Source organism: Rhodothermales bacterium, assembly GCA_041391505.1.
In the GTDB taxonomy this organism is placed as follows: Bacteria; Bacteroidota; Rhodothermia; order Rhodothermales; family JAHQVL01; genus JAWKNW01.
The window spans coordinates 80,617-96,380 of record JAWKNW010000021.1 but is presented as its reverse complement, the minus strand read 5'-3'; the positions used below and the strand labels follow the sequence as shown (position 1 = coordinate 96,380).

The 15,764-nt window shown below is 62.9% G+C and carries 15 protein-coding genes; 7 read left to right on the top strand and 8 right to left on the bottom strand.

Going from position 1 to position 15,764, the window contains the following annotated elements; translation table 11 throughout:
* Positions 1 to 8 precede the first annotated feature (8 nt).
* Positions 9 to 1,922, bottom strand: a complete 1,914-nt coding sequence (locus R2834_17915) for an ATP-binding protein (protein MEZ4702215.1) — start codon at positions 1,920 to 1,922, stop codon at positions 9 to 11.
* A gap of 358 nt (positions 1,923 to 2,280) precedes the next feature.
* On the opposite strand from R2834_17915, the gene R2834_17910 reads away from it, so the two are divergent.
* Entirely contained in the window at positions 2,281 to 2,682 is a 402-nt protein-coding gene (locus R2834_17910) for a RidA family protein (GenBank protein MEZ4702214.1), read from the top strand.
* A 14-nt stretch (positions 2,683 to 2,696) separates the two neighbouring features.
* Positions 2,697 to 3,053 carry a cupin domain-containing protein gene (locus tag R2834_17905; GenBank protein ID MEZ4702213.1) on the top strand — a complete coding sequence of 119 codons (357 nt, stop codon included), beginning with the start codon at positions 2,697 to 2,699 and terminating at the stop codon, positions 3,051 to 3,053.
* Between the two features lie 111 nt (positions 3,054 to 3,164).
* On the opposite strand, the gene R2834_17900 is transcribed toward R2834_17905, so the two are convergent.
* Positions 3,165 to 4,088 (bottom strand): hypothetical protein, encoded by a 924-nt coding sequence (locus R2834_17900; protein ID MEZ4702212.1) that lies wholly within the window; start codon positions 4,086 to 4,088, stop codon positions 3,165 to 3,167.
* A gap of 89 nt (positions 4,089 to 4,177) precedes the next feature.
* On the opposite strand from R2834_17900, the gene R2834_17895 reads away from it, so the two are divergent.
* Together R2834_17895 and R2834_17890 are read left to right on the top strand one after the other, a co-directional pair.
* Positions 4,178 to 4,645 (top strand): protein tyrosine phosphatase family protein, encoded by a 468-nt coding sequence (locus tag R2834_17895; protein ID MEZ4702211.1) that lies wholly within the window; start codon positions 4,178 to 4,180, stop codon positions 4,643 to 4,645.
* 39 nt (positions 4,646 to 4,684) lie between these two features.
* Positions 4,685 to 5,452 (top strand): PIG-L family deacetylase, encoded by a 768-nt coding sequence (locus R2834_17890; protein MEZ4702210.1) that lies wholly within the window; start codon positions 4,685 to 4,687, stop codon positions 5,450 to 5,452.
* Between the two features lie 742 nt (positions 5,453 to 6,194).
* Here the strand turns inward: R2834_17890 and R2834_17885 are convergent.
* The 4 genes from R2834_17885 to R2834_17870 all read right to left on the bottom strand — a co-directional run bounded on the left by R2834_17885 (position 6,195) and on the right by R2834_17870 (position 12,807).
* A complete protein-coding gene (locus tag R2834_17885) occupies positions 6,195 to 8,078 on the bottom strand; it encodes a PA14 domain-containing protein (GenBank protein MEZ4702209.1) in 1,884 nt (627 codons plus the stop codon).
* A 92-nt stretch (positions 8,079 to 8,170) separates the two neighbouring features.
* On the bottom strand, positions 8,171 to 10,684 hold the full coding sequence (locus tag R2834_17880; GenBank protein MEZ4702208.1) for a T9SS type A sorting domain-containing protein: 2,514 nt from the start codon (positions 10,682 to 10,684) through the stop codon (positions 8,171 to 8,173).
* A 184-nt stretch (positions 10,685 to 10,868) separates the two neighbouring features.
* Positions 10,869 to 12,050: a CHAT domain-containing protein gene (locus R2834_17875; protein ID MEZ4702207.1), complete on the bottom strand. Its 1,182-nt coding sequence runs from the start codon at positions 12,048 to 12,050 to the stop codon at positions 10,869 to 10,871.
* Between the two features lie 22 nt (positions 12,051 to 12,072).
* The gene (locus R2834_17870; protein ID MEZ4702206.1) at positions 12,073 to 12,807 is read right to left on the bottom strand and encodes a hypothetical protein; all 735 of its coding nucleotides are present in this window, start codon (positions 12,805 to 12,807) and stop codon (positions 12,073 to 12,075) included.
* A 356-nt stretch (positions 12,808 to 13,163) separates the two neighbouring features.
* Between R2834_17870 and R2834_17865 the strand changes: the two genes are divergently transcribed.
* Positions 13,164 to 13,631 (top strand): CBS domain-containing protein, encoded by a 468-nt coding sequence (locus R2834_17865; protein MEZ4702205.1) that lies wholly within the window; start codon positions 13,164 to 13,166, stop codon positions 13,629 to 13,631.
* A gap of 45 nt (positions 13,632 to 13,676) precedes the next feature.
* Here the strand turns inward: R2834_17865 and R2834_17860 are convergent, their stop codons facing one another.
* Positions 13,677 to 14,309 carry a CDGSH iron-sulfur domain-containing protein gene (locus R2834_17860; protein MEZ4702204.1) on the bottom strand — a complete coding sequence of 211 codons (633 nt, stop codon included), beginning with the start codon at positions 14,307 to 14,309 and terminating at the stop codon, positions 13,677 to 13,679.
* A gap of 140 nt (positions 14,310 to 14,449) precedes the next feature.
* On the opposite strand from R2834_17860, the gene R2834_17855 reads away from it, so the two are divergent.
* Together R2834_17855 and R2834_17850 are read left to right on the top strand one after the other, a co-directional pair.
* Positions 14,450 to 15,052, top strand: coding sequence for an SCO family protein (locus R2834_17855; protein MEZ4702203.1), 603 nt, complete (start codon positions 14,450 to 14,452; stop codon positions 15,050 to 15,052).
* 1 nt (position 15,053) lies between these two features.
* Positions 15,054 to 15,482 carry a copper chaperone PCu(A)C gene (locus R2834_17850; protein ID MEZ4702202.1) on the top strand — a complete coding sequence of 143 codons (429 nt, stop codon included), beginning with the start codon at positions 15,054 to 15,056 and terminating at the stop codon, positions 15,480 to 15,482.
* 86 nt (positions 15,483 to 15,568) lie between these two features.
* Here the strand turns inward: R2834_17850 and R2834_17845 are convergent, their stop codons facing one another.
* The gene (locus R2834_17845; GenBank protein MEZ4702201.1) at positions 15,569 to 15,763 is read right to left on the bottom strand and encodes a hypothetical protein; all 195 of its coding nucleotides are present in this window, start codon (positions 15,761 to 15,763) and stop codon (positions 15,569 to 15,571) included.
* Position 15,764: the final 1 nt, after the last annotated feature.

Genomic DNA, 15,764 nt, shown 5'->3' with positions numbered 1-15,764 from the left:
CTCCCCTCTCAGTCTTCCTTGAGCACCTGGTTGATCACCTGGAGGAGTTGTTCCTCGGAGATCGGCTTGCAGATGTATTCGTCGAAGCCGGCCTGCAGGAGGTCTTCGCGATCCTTGGGTAGACCGTACGCCGTCATGGCGACGACCGGGACCACATCGTAGTCGGGCAGCCGGCGAAGCGCCTGGAGGGCGTCGATGCCGGCGTGTTTGCGACCCATGTTGATGTCCTGCAGAATCAGGTCGTAATGATTCCGCTGCGCCATCGTGAGGGCGATCTGCTCGTCCTCGGCCAGGTCGAGGTTGCAGGTACGCTGCAGGAGCAGGCGCATCTGCATGCGCATCTGGGGGTCGTCGTCGACCAGGAGGACGCGGGCCGGCGTGCTGCGCTTGACCGTACGGGTCCGCGAGGTGCGGCGCCGGCGGGCGCGGTCGCGGCGGATCTGCTCGTCGGGCTCGAGGCGGCCGGCGGGGAAGTGAACCGTAAAGACGCTCCCTTGCCCGGTCCGGGTATCGACCTCGATCAGGCCGTTCATCAGTTCGACCAGCCGCTTCGTGATCGACAGCCCCAGTCCGCTGCCTTCATACAGGCGAGACATCCCGCTGCTTTCCTGCTCGAACTCGTTGAAGAGGCGGTCCATGAACTCCTTGCTGATCCCGATGCCGGTGTCGGCCACGCGGATCGATACGTACGGATGGTTCATAAACACGCTGACGCGGACCGATCCTTTCGGCGTGAACTTGATGGCGTTGCCGACCAGGTTATTGAGGATGCGATCGAGGCAGGCGTGATCGAGCACCACCTCGCACGGTTCGGACGGCACGTCGGCCGTCAGTTCGATTCCTTTTTCCAGCGCCAGCGGCTGCAGCAACTCGACCTTTTCGCGCACTTCGCGCGCCAGGTTCATCTCGGCCGGATGCAGCACGAAGCTGTCCGCCTCGAGCATCGAGAGGTCGAGCACCGAGTTGATCGTGTCGAGCAGCCGGCGGCCGCTCTTTTCGATCAGCATGGCGAGTTCGTGCTGCTCGGCGGTCGCTTCCTGGGCCAGGATCGAGGCAAACCCGAGGATGCCGGAAAGCGGCGTCCGGATTTCGTGGCTCATGTTGGTGAGGAAGGTCGACTTCAGCTTGCTCACCCGCTCGGCGTGTTCCTTGGCGTCGATGAGCGCCTGCTCGTACTTCTTCCGGTCGGTGATGTCGCGTCCGATCTCCGAGAGGCCGATGATCGCGCCCCGTTCGTCGTAGGTCGGCGAAATCGCGATGGACACATCGATCTTGCTGCCGTCCTTGCGCCGGCGCAGCGCCTCGTAAGGCTCCTGCGGCTTGCCCTGCTGGATCCGGCGCATGATTTCCTGCTCCGACGCCGAGGGCGCGCTCTCGGCCCAGAGAATGCTGATGTGTTTGCCGACCACCTCGTCCCACTTATATTGATAGATGCGGGCGGCGCCGCGATTCCAGTAGGTGATCACGCCATCCATCGTCTGCCCGATGATCGCGTCGTTGGACGACTGGACGATGGCGCCCAGGGACTGCGAGCGCTCCTCGGACATCTTGCGCTGGATGGTGAGGATGGCCGTGATCCAGATCGCAAAAACCGACAGGAGGCGATTCCCGACGCTGATCCCGTAGAGGTACTCCTTGGGCGGCACGACGTCCGGAATGAGGGAATTGCTCACGACCTGCCATTCGATGGACGGGGCGACGAAGAGCATGAACAGGCTCAGCAGCGACGTGAGGCCCGCAAAAAACACCGTATAGCCCCGCCCGGGAAGCCAGAGCGTGGCGAGAACGACCGCGATGTAAGGAAACCCGCCCAGTACAAACGGGAGATCACCCCCTCCGTCCCCTGCCGTCAGCAGGTCGACGACGAGGATCATCAGGGTGAGCATCGTGCACGTAAAGACAAGAAATTTCGGCATCTTCATGGTGGCACAAGAAATGCGTTGCGATGTGATGACGCTCCAGGCATCCACCCCTTCGTGCGTAAGATGCGTACGCCCCGATCGAAGCCCTGACGGAAAGTGCTGTCTGAGCCGGCTTCTTCGATCCCCGGGACGGTGCGATCTTCAGCGAAGCCTTATATGAAAAGAGGGGGTGCTCGAGGAGGTGAAACGGGCTACAGTCTTGATTTGCGGACGAATGCTCCGTTTACGTAATTCGGCATCGGCGTAACGGTACAAATATATCCGCAAAACTCCAATAAGCCGGCATTAATTTTACAGTCTGCTTAACGTTACTTGCGCGCATCGGATCCCGAGCGCCATCACCAATCCTTCACCCCGCATGAAACGCCAGAATTACAGCACAGGCACCCCCTGGGAGCCTATCGTCGGATACAGCCGCGCCGTGCGCGTGGGCCCGTATGTCTTTGTTTCCGGCACCACGGCAACGGATGCCGACGGCAACCTCGTCGGCGAGGGCGACGCGTACGAGCAGACGCGCCAGTGCCTGCGCAATATCGAAAAAGCCCTGTCCCAGCTGGGCGCTCAACCGTCCGACGTGGTCAGAACCCGGATTTATGTCGCGAACATCGACGAGTGGGAGAAAGTGGGCCGCGCCCATGGCGAGTGGTTCGGCGAGATCCGGCCGGCGACGGCCATGATCGAGGTCAGCCGGCTCATCAACGCCGCCATGCTCGTGGAAATCGAGGCGGACGCCATCCTTACCCACCCTGACGCCCAGTAAACACCGACACCCTCATGCTTCCCGAAACCCAGGCCCGATACCTCGTGGCGCAGATGGACGACCTCGCGCCCCAAAAATGTCCATGCGGCTTCACCCGCCGCGCCTTCGTGCCACCCGAAAACGATGTCGCCTCGATCCACCTCGTCGACATCACCACCGACAGCCGGACCCACTACCACAAGCACATGACCGAGATCTACCTGGTCCGGGAAGGGGAAGGCCATATCGAACTCGACGGCGAGCGGATCCCCGTGCGGCCCAACACCAGCGTCCTGATCCGCCCCGGCTGCCGGCACCGCGCCGTGGGCGCGCTCAAGGTAGCCGTCATCGCCATCCCCGCGTTCGACGAAGCGGATGAGTGGTTCGATTAGCGGGCTTTGCCCGCTAATCGAAGTTCAAGGTTCAAGGTTCAAGGTTCGAGGTTTAAGGGTTGTTTTGTGTACTTGCCTTGAACCTTAAACCTCGAACCTTGAACCCTCCCCCTACAACCCCAACTCCTCGCGTAGCGGCAGGTCGGCGTTGTTGTGGCGGGTCCAGTAGTCGAGCATCATGCGCTTGTTGCGCGTGGCGCGTGTGGTGAGCAGGGGGGCGTTCGGACCGAAACCGGAGCGGTGGGTATCCTCCCAGCCCTCGATTTCATACGGGAAGGCGGCGTTGAACCGGATGGCGAGGGTGCGGTCCAGTTCGGGGAAGACGAGGGTGAAAATGCGTTGCCCGTCGCCGGCATCGGCGGTGCTGGCCCGGGCCTTCCGGATCGCCCAGTCGTCGTGGCTGAGCCGCTGATACATGGTGCCGGGCACGATGTCGATCTCGCCGGAGGGAAGCGCCGAGGGATCGAGGCGGATGAGCGTCCATAGCTCGTCTTCCAGCAGCACATCGTCCAGCTTCAGCGTCTGGTCACTTTCCTCCTCGAAGTAGGAATAGAGCTTGACGTCGTAGGCGCCCTTGCGCCAGTTGAACTGCGTGAAGGTGTGGCCGCACCACTCCTGCGACGAGGTGGTTACTTTCAGCGTGTGCGGATACATGCCGCGTTCGATGGGCGTGAAGACCGACGTCATCATCGAATAGGGATAGATGCCCGTCGTGAACTTCTTCGTGAAGTTGAGCTTGAGCACGGTGGCCCGGTCGTCGCTCGAACGATCGGGAAAATCCATCTTGACCTGTTTCGAGCGCGAGAAGTCCTCGGTGACGAAGATGAGCACCGCCTCGCCCTGATGGATCTCGCCGTAACGCGCCTGCTCGAGCGCGTAGCTGGTCAGTTCGGCATCCCCCTGATACCAGTAGTCGCCGAACTCGTCGTCCAATAAGGCGGCGGGTCGGGCCGGCGGCGCTTCGGGCGCCGAGGGCGGCGCGCAGGCGCCGGCGAATGCAAACAAAACAAACGACAACAGGGCTGTATATTTCATGGCGCGTAGCTCATAGGTATGTTCGATCTGGATGCCGTTTCTACGCCCGGACCCCCGGAGCGGCTCCTGCACCGCTATCCATCCTGCCCATGACACCTGAAATCACACCGGACGCCCTGCTCCGCATCCGCGCGTTTCGCGCCATCGACGAGCGGCTGGCCACGTCGGGACAGATCACGTACGACGATATCGCGGCCCTCGACACCGCGGGGTTCGACCTGGTGATCAACCTGGCGCCGGCCGACCCGGACCGCTACCCGGAGTCGGGATGGCGCATCGTCCAGCGCGGCATGGCCTACGTGCACATCCCCGTTTCGTGGGAACAGCCCGATCCAAAGCATCTGGATCTTTTTTTCGATATTCTGGCGCAGAACCGGCGCCGAAAGGTGTTCGTGCATTGCATCGCCAACAAGCGCGTTTCTACCTTCGTCTACCTGTACCGCACGCTCCGTGAGGGCGTGGCCGACGACGTTGCGAAAGCCGACATGCATGCGATCTGGGATCCCGAGAGCCTGCCTCAGTGGAAATCCTTCGTGGCGCACGCGCGGCCGGCGTGATCGGACGCCCTCCTTCACCCCTGCTCATTTCCCCTTACCATGCCTTCCACCGGTCCACGCCTGTTCGCGCTGCTCGCGCATCCGGACGATGTCGAAATCTTCTGCGGCGGCACGCTCGCCCTGCTCAGCCAGCTGGGCTGGCAGATCACCACGGGCACGATGACGGCCGGCAACATGGGCGGCATTGGCATGACGGAAGAGGAAACCGTGGCGCGGCGCACCCGCGAGGCGGCGGACGCCGCCGCCATGATCGGCGCCAACTATGTCTGCGTCGGCGAGCGTGACGGGTTTATGGTCGACACGCCGGCGCTGCGGCTCAACACCGCCCGCGCCATCCGCCGCGCCGCGCCCGACATCGTGATCACGCACCTGCCGTACGACTACCACCTCGACCACCGGACCACCTCAAACGTCGTCGAGATCGCCACGATGATGGCCACGCTCCCCAATCTCCCCTGCGAAGAGCCCCCGCTCGCGGCCACCCCCCTGCTCTACCACTCCGCGCCGTACCAGCTCACCACGCACCTCGGCGACCCGGTGCAGCCGCACTTCCTGGTGGACATCGACGCCGTCGTCGACCTCAAGCGCCGCATGCTCGGGTGCCACGTCTCCCAGCTCGAGGTGATGCGGGTGATGTTCCAGCGCAACAACTTCATCGAAGAACTGCTGGACGAGCAGGACGCCACGCTCGGCCGACAGATCGGCGCCGGCTACGCGGAAGCCTTCTGGCAACACCGCGGCGGCGGCTTCCTGCAGGACGAAGTCATCCAGGAAGCGCTTGGCGGACTGGTGCACCGCAAATCATGACATCGCAAATCGAAAGATCGCAAATCGCAAAATGTATATGACAAAATAAGCAGGGAGTCTACAGAGGCTAATCATGCCTCATTATGCAAATTTCACATAAAAGACTCGTATCGCGGATGTTGCAACTTCATTTACTCATCTGGTTTGTCGCCTTATTAAGCCTTATTGGAATTTTAAAGCATAGAAAGGATTTCTCAAGGTGGGAAACCTTAAATACCCCACAAAAGAATATGCTGATAGGCATCATCTTAACGACGTGCATTTCGCTTGTTATGGCCTCAATGTCAATAGTATATCTCATTAGATTGCTTTGAATATATACTCTCTATAGCTTTTTATTCCCTGACATTACACAGGTCTTGCGACCGGTCCTACTGAGACCCAAAGCCCCGCTTCGCAGGGCTTTCTTATTGGGCATGGCATGACCTAAAACAAGTCACAATACAGGGCTCGAATAGGCCTGGAGTCAGCTGAAACACGGGAGAAAGGGCTTCGGGGTGACGATGTCATTAGCAGCCATGCAAAACATTTGCCCGATACACAATTTCTGACGAAATGCGGCATCGATCGCATTTCAGACAGACTACTTCGGTTAGAAGCTTCGCTCGTTTCTCCACTCCGCTCAGGAAGACATACGCAATTGCGATGTGTAAGATCAGATCGTAAAACCTAGCACGCACCAGATACACTCAGCCAATTTTTGCCTTTTCATTTTGCGATTTGCGATGAACTGATTTGCGATCTAACGAAACACCGCTGTCTTCGGGATGGGCTCCGAGAACACCCACGGCCCCGACCATTCGACCTTCAGCATCCCGCCCCCGCTGCGATTGAAATATTCGACGCGAATCGGGTGGAGGCCGGCCTGGAGCGCGACCTGCCCCTCGCGGGTGCGTTCGCCATGCCAGCCGTCGTTGTCAACCACCTCCCTGCCGTGGATATAGAGCTTGGATCCGTCGTCGCTCGTCGTGGCAAACGTGTAGACGCCGTCGCGCGGCGCCTCGATCAGACCCTCGAATACCAGCGCGTATTCCCGTTTGCCCTGCGATAACCCGTCGATAGAAAACGTCGCGACCTCGCCGGCTGCTGCCGGCGTGAGCGGCGAAAAATCGGGCAGTGTTTCCCAGGCGCCCTCATAATAGGCGTACGCGAGGCCGGCGTGCGTCTTGGCCGGCCGGACCGGCTCCATCAGATCCACCTTCTCGATCGAACGGGACACCACGCGGCTGCGCACGCCGTCCGCCGTGAAGGCGGCGGCCTTCAGGGTCGTGCTGGCGCGCAATGCGATGGGGCCGGCATAGCGGGCGGATTGCGTCGAGGGTTCCGATCCGTCTGTCGTATAGCGGATGGTCAGGTCTTCAAACGCACCGGCTAGCGCGACACGCGTCTCGTCGAGGAAAATCGCATCCGAGCCCTCGAACCGCGGCGGCGGCGGCATCATCACCCGGGCCAGACGCTCGGGGCTTTTTTCGAGCTGGAAGGAATCGAACAGGCGGCCCTCCTCGTCGATGGCCTGGAAGAAGATCGTCTTGTCGTGCACGACGAAATAGCCAAAGTGGTGCACGCTTTTCACTTTCGCCGAGAACCAGGAGCGCGTCGGAGCAAAATCTTCCAGCCCGCCCCCGCCCCCGCCCGAGTTGATGTAGATCACGCCGTTTTTCTGATTGACCCGGCCATCCAGAATGGGCCAGGTGCGCTCGTACATGTGGACGTGTCCGAAAAGGCAGAAATCGACGCCGTAGAGTTCGTAGAGCGGCACCAGGTTGCGCGCGTGCGTGCCGTAGGTCGAGGATCCGGTGGCCGTGTCGCCGTGATCGTTTTCCTCGGAGGAATACGGCGGATGGTGGTGCACCACGATTTTCCACATCGCGTCCGACATCGCGAGTTCGCGCTCGAGCCACTCATACTGCTCGGAGCCCTCGCTCACGTCCCGGTTCGTATCCACCATAAAAAACTGCGCGTTGCCATACCGGAACGTGTAGTAATACTCCGGCGGCGGGGCGTAGATGTATTTGTAGTAGTTCGGATGGTCGTCTTCGTGGTTCCCGATCGCCGGGTAAAGCGGCACGCGGCGCATGAGCGTGTTCGCCGGCGCGAAGAACTCCTCGAGCCAGTTCTGGATGTCGCCGCCGCGCTGGACGAGGTCGCCGGCGATCAGCCCGAAGTTGGGGCGCTCCTGCCAGCCGAGCTGCGCGATGCGCCCCCAGACCTCCGGGTTGTCCTGCGTGTCGCCGAAGAGCACGAAGGCGTAGGCCGACGAATCGTTCACGGCCGTGCGGAACGTCGACGGCTCGCTGGCCAGCTCGCGTCCATCCCCCATCTGCGAGACGACCCGCCAGAAGTATTTCGTTTCCGGCTTCAGGCCTTCGAGCACGACCTCGTGCATCGCCCGCGTACCCGGCAGGTCGACATGCATCGAAAGATTGGGCGCTTTGTCCCCGAGGCGGCTCTCGCCGTACTCCACGCGCGTGGTGGCCGGCTCCTCGGTTTCCCAGAGGATGGCCATCGATGTTTTGGTGGAAAACTGGAGATAGGGCGCTACGCGAAAGGCGAGGTCCTGCGCGCGCGTGCCGACCGGCGTCAGCAGGAAAACGAGGAGGCAGGCGGCGTAAAAACGAATGGGCATGATGCATCCAGACTGGTTGGCGGGGACGTCGCGAAAAAACGACCTTCCGCGCTCAGATGCACCATGCCCATGTTAAGCTCTGGTAAACCTCCTCAGCGAACGACCGTGAGGGTGCGCGTGGCCGTCCGGTCGCCGGCGTCGAGCCGGTACATATAAATCCCACTCGGGAGACTCCCGGTTTCGAAGGTCACCTCGTGCAGCCCCGCCGGCATCCTGCCGTCCGCGAGGGAGGCCACCCGGCGGCCGAGCACGTCGAACACCTCGAGCCGGGCGGGTCCGGGCGCCTCGAGTTCGAATACGATCCGCGCCGATCGGTGCGCCGGGTTGGGGAAACTCTGGTAGAGCGCCAACCCGCGCGGGGCCGGCGTGTCGTCCACCGCCGTCACCTCGCCGGTCGACTGCCGGAAAAGCACGATGGAGGTCGATTGCCCGTCGGATCCGGCCGCGACAAGGTCGATGTCGCCGTCGCCGTCGATGTCGCCGGCATCGAGCCCGGTGAAGTCGTCCGTATTCAGATCCCGAAGCAGCACGACATCCGGCGTCGCGGCGTCGTCATTGACGAGCAGGACGAGCGCCGGCCGGATGTTCTTCTGCGACACGAAGACATCGAGGTCGCCGTCGCCATCGGCATCCGTCGCCTTCAGCGCCAGCCCTTTTTCCTGATTCGTGGTCGGCCACAGATCGAGCGTCTGGAACGTGCCGTCGTTCTGGTTGATGAGCGCGGCGGCTCGCAAGGGTTCGGACAGCCCGGGTTGAAAATCGAATGCCGCGAGGATGTCCGGGACGCCGTCGCCGGACCAGTCCCCGACTTCGATGTCGGACCCGTCATGGCCGCTCAGCAGCACCTGGCGCGTCATCACTTCACCGAGCGTGTACAACACGACGCTCTGGCTCGTATCGCTGGATACGACCGCCAGGTCGGGGATGGCGTCGCCGTTAAAATCCGCGATCTCCAGATCGTCGGGCATCGGCAGCGCATCGTCGACCCCGTGCGCGACGAAGCCGGCAGGCGCGTTCTCGTACCAGACGACCGAGCTGTCGCCGTACGACACCACGGCGATGTCGATCCGGTCGTCGGCATTCAGATCGCCGAGGGCCAGGCCGGCCGGCTCGAGCAGATCCTCCGCGACGAACGTCTTCGCCCAGTCGAACCCGTCGCGGGTGTAGACGGCGAGCGTGCCGCCTTTGCGATCGATTGCTATCACCTCCACCGCGCCGTCCCCGTCGAGGTCCGCCACGTCGAGATCGGCGGGGAATGGAATGGCATCCTCGATGCGCCAGTCTTGGAAGCCGTCGCTCCGGTTTTCGTACCAGATGAGTTCTCCTTCGCTAAAGGCGCCGGACGCCGAGGCGCTGCCGGCGGCCAGCAGCACGTCGAGGTCGCCGTCGCCATCCAGGTCGGTCATCAGAGGCCGGTACGCGGCCTGCACCTCGCTATAGAGGTAGTGGCGATACAGCCGGCCCGACCGGTTCTCATACCAGGCCATGTCGCCATCGACATTGCCGTATTCCGGAAAGACCAGATCGTCGTCGCCGTCGCCATCGAGATCGCCCAGCGCCATCTGAGCGCCCCGACCGCTCGTGTCCCAGTTATCCTCGATGACGTCTTCCTCGTACACACCTTCGGCCATCTGATACAGCACGCTTACGTACTTGTCGCCGGTATTCTGGCGGACGATATCTTTCCACCCGTTGCCGTCGAGGTCGCTGACGAGCAGGTCGCCGCCGAGATCGATCGCCGAACTGTTCAGCAGGGCGTCGTTGAACCCCGAAGCCCCGTCGAGCAGATACAGGCCACCGGTCCCGACCGTCGCATAGGTGAGGATGTCCAGCACGCCGTCGTTGTCGAGGTCGGCGACGACAAAGTCGCGGCCGGCGGATGGCGACAGCGCGCTCCACGTAAACAGATCCTGGGTCTCGGTAAAGGCGCCGTTCCCGTCGTTTTTATACAGCACGTCGTCGACCAGCAGATCGATGTCGCCATCGTCATCGACGTCGGCCGCCTCGAGTGCCTCGAGCTGGTTGACCGACGGATCGACGATCTTCTCCGAAAAGTTCAGGTCCCCTTCGTTGATCCAGATGCGGAGCGAATCCTGCCAGAAGCCGACCCCCACGACGTCGATTAGCCCGTCGCCATCGAGGTCTTCGAGGTCGATGTCGTCGAAGCGCCGATCGGCGTCGAGGTCTTGACGGACGAAGCCGCCGTCGTCCTGGCGGATGAGCAGGATCAGGCCGCCTTCGTCGAGCGCGATGCCGGCGTCGGCGACGGCGTAGTCGTCATCCCCGTCGCCATCGAGGTCAGCGCGCTGGATATGGATCGGGTCCTTGAGATCGGTCACGATTTCGTGGCGAGCAAACACGAGGGTGCCATCGTTTTCCAGCCACTCGACGGCGCCCGAAAGCCCATCGCGGGTGCGCCGGGTCACGACGATGTCGAGATCGCCGTCCGCGTCGAAGTCCTGAACCAGCGACGCGGCGGCGAACAGGGGGCCGCGGTTGATGCGCTCGGACTGGAATTCGAGGGTCTGCGCCGAGGCGGGAAAAACGGCGAGCAGCGTCAGCGCCGCCAGGAGCGATAGAGGACGCAACAGATGACTGCGGTTCATGATACTTGGGATGTGGGTTGCGGGGTGTGGGTTGCGGTACATGGGAAGGGCACACCCTTCTGTGCGTAAAATGCAGCCGGCACACGTCAACGGCGGCGGTACAATGCTTGAACTGGGGGTACAGTATCGCAGGATATGCGCCGGGATGCAAACGCCAGGCGATCCGCCCTCCCTCCCGCGTACCCTAGCCGTAGAGCGACAGAAAATTAAACAGCTTTCCACTGAGCGACCGCATGTACAGCACCGGGGTGATCCATTCGAACGAACCGGGGATCTGCGCCGCGATGGCTCTGCGGGCGATCGCCACCGCCACGTCGGCGGGCTGCTCGTCGGTTATCGCCTTGTAAAACGCCTCCGAGAACACGATGGCCGCCCTGTCGGAGATGGAAAACTGCATGGCCAGCACGGCAGGGATGACCCCTCCCTGCACCATGCGGGCCGCCGTGCCGGCGAAAATATTGTCCGTGGCCTGCTCGCTGGACTGCGCCGTGTTGCAGGCGTTCAGGTACACGAGCTGAAGCGGATCGTCGGACCGCCAGATCGCGCCGGCGAACGTATCGCTGTCCACGAATTCGCTGCGGCCATCCTGGCCCTCCATAATCAACCCGCCCTTTCCGACCGGGTCGTCGAAGGCGCCGTGCCCCATGTAATGCAACACGTGGTAGGAGGTCTGCCTGAACCGGGACCGGAGCGCGTCCAGCGTCGCCTCCTCGAGATATTCCACCTGAACGCCCCGGCATTTTCCCCACGACGCCTCGATCTTTTTTCGTTCGGCGTCGAGATCGAGCGGCTGCACATTGGTGGGATTGGACAATACGACGAGCACGCGCAGCGGCAGCATCACGGGCGTCGGGGCATAGTCGCCGCCGACTTCGAGGTACCGAAACAGCGTATACGGCTCGGCGATGGACAGGTACTCGCCCGTACCCGGCCTCTGCGAAAGCTCCCAGGGCAGACGCAGGATGGGCGCGACGCGCGGGTCGGTCGGGTTGATGTGCAGCATGATCCGGAGCGGGTGCGGGTCGTCCCATTCGTCCGCCGGCCTGAACCAGGCCGTTTCCGGATCGAATACCTGCCCCGGCCATGCGTCGTCGAAAATGGGCATCAGCGCCTCGCCGAAGAGGCTGGAGAACAGCGATTGCCCGAGCGCCTCCAGGGAGATCGCCGGCATGCGCTCCGCCTCCCGTTCGCCGCGCGTCGCGCCCCCGCGCAGGATGGCGGACTCCGTGCCCGCCAGCATGTCGTCCATCCGATCGATCGCCATCGGGAGGCGAAACCGGGCGGAGCGATCGCCGCCGGCCTCACGCAGCGTGGCGACAAAGGCATCCCCATCGGGATCGATTCGGATCAGGACATCTCTGGACATGGGCGATCTCTCCTGAATGGTGCTAACGCCGGAAATTGTACAGATACGAAAGCGAGAGCGTGTAATCGGCCGTCTCGTCGCTCAGGCCGAGGCCGAGGCCGCCCCGCAGCCGGCCCTGGGGGCTCACGCGATAATCGAAGCCGCCGGCGAGCAGGACATGGTCGGTCACGGTCCGGATGTAGAGCTCTCCGAGGATCGCGAATCGGTCGCTCGTGCGGTGGATGATGCCGCCCCCGAGCCGGAGGGCGAGGTCGTAGTCGTCGCCGATCGGGACAAAGTCGAGGCCGGTGGTGGCCGTCAGCGCCGTGTTGCGGCCGACGCCGTAGCGCCAGGCGGCGAAAAAGCCCAGGGCCACGTCATCGCCGGCACCGATGTCGTCGCTGCCGACGGGCAGCGTAAGGTAGCCCCCGATGGCCGTCTGGACATTCCGCGTCGGCAGCAGATACCGCGCGTTGAGGAGGATATCCGCCAGTCCGTCGCGATTGCGCCCGACATCCGGATCGACATTGAGGTATTGCAGCACCGCGGCGCCCTCGAACCGTCGTGAAAACGGGATGTGAACGCTGCCGCCGATGGTGGTCTGCGAGACAAAGTCGTAGTCGGCGTACGACAGACCGCCGTTGAGGTAGGCCGACGGCGCTACCGTGGCGTCGGGGAGAAAATTTACGAGGAGGTGGACGTCGTCCAGCGTGCTCTGGGCACGGGCGGCCGGCGTCAGCACACCGAAAGCGAGGCAGAAAACAACCAGATATCTCATAAAAAAGGTACCTGCAAACGTGGAAGGAACGATAGGATGCGCTCGCGCCGTGTGGGAACGACGCCGGCATGCCATCGAACAGATCGTGATGAGAGCGAACAGGCCCTGATGATAAGCGGCCGTCACGAAACGGCCTGTAGGTCTTCCTGCAAAACCAATGTAGGCGTCCACCGACGGGGGGTCAATGCCGGGAAAGCGGCCGCTGAAAGCGACTTCGCCGGTCGCGAAGAATGTGAATTATAAAGATTACATGAAGAACCCCCTTGACACTGGGCGTCTCATTCCTTTTCGTTAAGGCAGGAGACCACGCAGTTCCGCTCCTCTATCCCTGTGCTTCTCACATCGAGGGTTGTTCTATGAAAACTGCAGCTGACATCCTGGCTCGCAAAACCAAACGCATGATTTCCGTCCGGGCCGACCAACGCATCTCCGAAGCGCTCACGCTGATGAATGCGCACAAGATCGGTGCAATGCTCGTCCGCGACGAGACCGGCATGGTCGTCGGGATCTGGACCGAGCGCGACCTGATCCAGGATACGCTCAACGAAGGGTTCGATCCGCGCACGGCGGTCATCGGGCATTACATGACGACGGACCTCCACACGGCGTCATCCGATGCGACGATACTCGAGCTGAAGGAAAAAATGCTCAGCCTGTATATCAGGCACCTATTGATCTCGGAAAACGGCCGCATCATCGGCATCCTTTCCGTCGGCGACATCGTGCGGGCCAGTCTGGCCGCGCAGGACCGCCGGATCCAGGAGCTCCGCGATCACACGAGCTGGCAGTACTACGAGACGTGGGCGTGGGGCCCCGTCGCCTAATCCGAACGCCAACCTGCCCGGGGGGCCTTCCCCCCCGGGCGTTGTTTATCCCACAAATCCGTTTGACCGGTGCGTCCCGTCGCAGAACGGCTTATTTCGGGATTCGCCGCAGCGGCAGAGCGCGCATTTGACGCCGGCGACCGATTCCCCGTCCGTCCCTTCGATGCGCACCGAGCCTTCGATCAATAACGGTCCATTCTCCGCCAGCTTGATCCGCAGCGCCGGCGACGCCTCCCCCTCTTTCAGCTTCGGTTCGCCGATTACGCCGGCATCGGAAAAGCCGGATTGCCGGTGGCTGTTGTCGCAAAACGGCTTGTTCTTCGATGCGCCGCAGCGGCAGAGCGCCACCCGCGTGTCCGTCAGCACCGCCTCGCCGGCGGCAGACAGCACCTCAAGCCGGCCGCGGATGTAGAGGGGTCCGTCCGGCTCGACCGCGACCGTAGCCTCCGTCGCCCCGGTCTCATCGAGATCCTGGATGTGCAGGGCGCCCGAAGGGCACCTGAGTACGACGGCTGCAACCGCATCCGCCGGAGCCTGGTCCGGCTCCACCCAGGGTTTCCGCTTGGGATCGAATACGGCGGGCAGGCCGCGAACGCACTCGGCCGCATGAATACAACGGGCGACATCGTAGGTGACGGTGATGTCTGCGCCCGGGTAGGTATGGGTAGATGATTTCATCGCTTGGGGTTCTGGTGATTCCTCAATATAACACGCCGGCGACCGACCTCCGCACACGTCGCGCCGGGAACGGGGATTCGGAACTTTTGACGGCCGCCGGCGCACCATGCCCAACCGCAACTGCAATCCTTCCCGCATCCATGCGTCGTTTGATCTTCGTACTGGCCGGCATCGCGCTGGGGTTTTCGCTCGCCGTCATGTTCGCGTACCCGCGATACAGCGACCGCCCGCCGGCCGTCTACGGGACCTACATCGACCCGCCGGCGCCGATCTCCGACTTCACCCTCCGCTCCGGCGACGCAGAGGTCCACAAGCGTCAGTTCGAGGGCCGCTACACGGTGGTCGTCTTCGGCTACACGTATTGCCCCGACGTGTGCCCCACGACGATGCGCCGCCTCGCGCAGGCCGTGTCGCTGCTGGGCGATGCCGGCGACGAGGTTGAGGTGCTGCTCGTCAGCGTCGACCCCGAACGCGACGACCCGGTCAGGGCGCAGGCCTACGCCCGCACCTTCAACCCGCGTTTCGTGGGCGCGTCGGGTTCGCCGGCCGACATCGAGTCGGTAGCCGGCGCGTTCGGGATCCATCACGAGCGCAGCGAGGCCACGACGGGTGACGACTATCTCATCGATCACACCGCGACGATCACGTTGCTCGACCCGCGGGGCGACGCCGTGCTGCACTGGTCGTTCGACACCACACCCGAGCAGATCGCGGCCGACCTCATCGTGCTCGCCGGCCGCTGAGATGGCGCGTCCCGTTTTCCTCCTGCTGATCGGGCTCATTCTCGCCTCCTGCCGGCCCGACCCCGGTCCGCCCCGACTCCGGATCGTCGACGCCTGGACCCCGCCTCTCAACGCGGAAGCGCCCACCGGCGCCGTCTACCTGACCCTGTACAACGACGGCGGCCCCGACACCCTGCTCACGGCTTCGACCGACGCGGCCGAACGGGTCGAACTCCACGAGAGCCGCGAGGAGCAGGGCATGATGCGGATGCGCCGGCTGGACGCACTCCCCCTCCCACCCCGATCCGAAACCCGCCTCGAACCGGGCGGCAAACACCTCATGCTGGTCGGCTTCACGCCCCCCGCCGGCGACACCCTCGCCCTGCGGCTGCACTTCAGCGTCAGCGGTGAGCGGACGGTTGCGGTGGCGTTGGAAGGTTCGAGGTTTTAGGTTCAAGGTTTAAGGGCCTCCTCGACCACCCTACCTTGAACCTTAAACCTTCCCCCTTGAACCTTAAACCTCCCCCCTTGAACCCTTCAAATCATCCCTTCCAGTTCGGAGCGGAGCGCCTGGCGCTCGGCGTCGGTCATGGCGTCCGCCTCGACGTAGAACGGGTCGTTTGGCGCGTCGGAGTGCGGAACGAGGGCCGGCCGGCGGAAGAGGGTAGCTACCGCGGCGGCGGCGGCGGTGGCGGCGGAAGCGATGAGGAAGGCGCGCAGTACCCGTTTCATG

Bases quoted from the DNA above. Each gene is read 5' to 3' on its own strand.
- R2834_17880 (MEZ4702208.1), bottom strand. From the start codon at position 10,684: ATGAACCGCAGTCATCTGTTGCGTCCTCTATCGCTCCTGGCGGCGCTG.
- R2834_17885 (MEZ4702209.1), bottom strand. From the start codon at position 8,078: ATGCCCATTCGTTTTTACGCCGCCTGCCTCCTCGTTTTCCTGCTGACG.
- R2834_17855 (MEZ4702203.1), top strand. From the start codon at position 14,450: ATGCGTCGTTTGATCTTCGTACTGGCCGGCATCGCGCTGGGGTTTTCG.
- R2834_17915 (MEZ4702215.1), bottom strand. From the start codon at position 1,922: ATGAAGATGCCGAAATTTCTTGTCTTTACGTGCACGATGCTCACCCTG.
- R2834_17870 (MEZ4702206.1), bottom strand. From the start codon at position 12,807: ATGAGATATCTGGTTGTTTTCTGCCTCGCTTTCGGTGTGCTGACGCCG.
- R2834_17875 (MEZ4702207.1), bottom strand. From the start codon at position 12,050: ATGTCCAGAGATGTCCTGATCCGAATCGATCCCGATGGGGATGCCTTT.
- R2834_17865 (MEZ4702205.1), top strand. From the start codon at position 13,164: ATGAAAACTGCAGCTGACATCCTGGCTCGCAAAACCAAACGCATGATT.
- R2834_17895 (MEZ4702211.1), top strand. From the start codon at position 4,178: ATGACACCTGAAATCACACCGGACGCCCTGCTCCGCATCCGCGCGTTT.
- R2834_17900 (MEZ4702212.1), bottom strand. From the start codon at position 4,088: ATGAAATATACAGCCCTGTTGTCGTTTGTTTTGTTTGCATTCGCCGGC.
- R2834_17890 (MEZ4702210.1), top strand. From the start codon at position 4,685: ATGCCTTCCACCGGTCCACGCCTGTTCGCGCTGCTCGCGCATCCGGAC.
- R2834_17845 (MEZ4702201.1), bottom strand. From the start codon at position 15,763: ATGAAACGGGTACTGCGCGCCTTCCTCATCGCTTCCGCCGCCACCGCC.
- R2834_17905 (MEZ4702213.1), top strand. From the start codon at position 2,697: ATGCTTCCCGAAACCCAGGCCCGATACCTCGTGGCGCAGATGGACGAC.
- R2834_17910 (MEZ4702214.1), top strand. From the start codon at position 2,281: ATGAAACGCCAGAATTACAGCACAGGCACCCCCTGGGAGCCTATCGTC.
- R2834_17850 (MEZ4702202.1), top strand. From the start codon at position 15,054: ATGGCGCGTCCCGTTTTCCTCCTGCTGATCGGGCTCATTCTCGCCTCC.
- R2834_17860 (MEZ4702204.1), bottom strand. From the start codon at position 14,309: ATGAAATCATCTACCCATACCTACCCGGGCGCAGACATCACCGTCACC.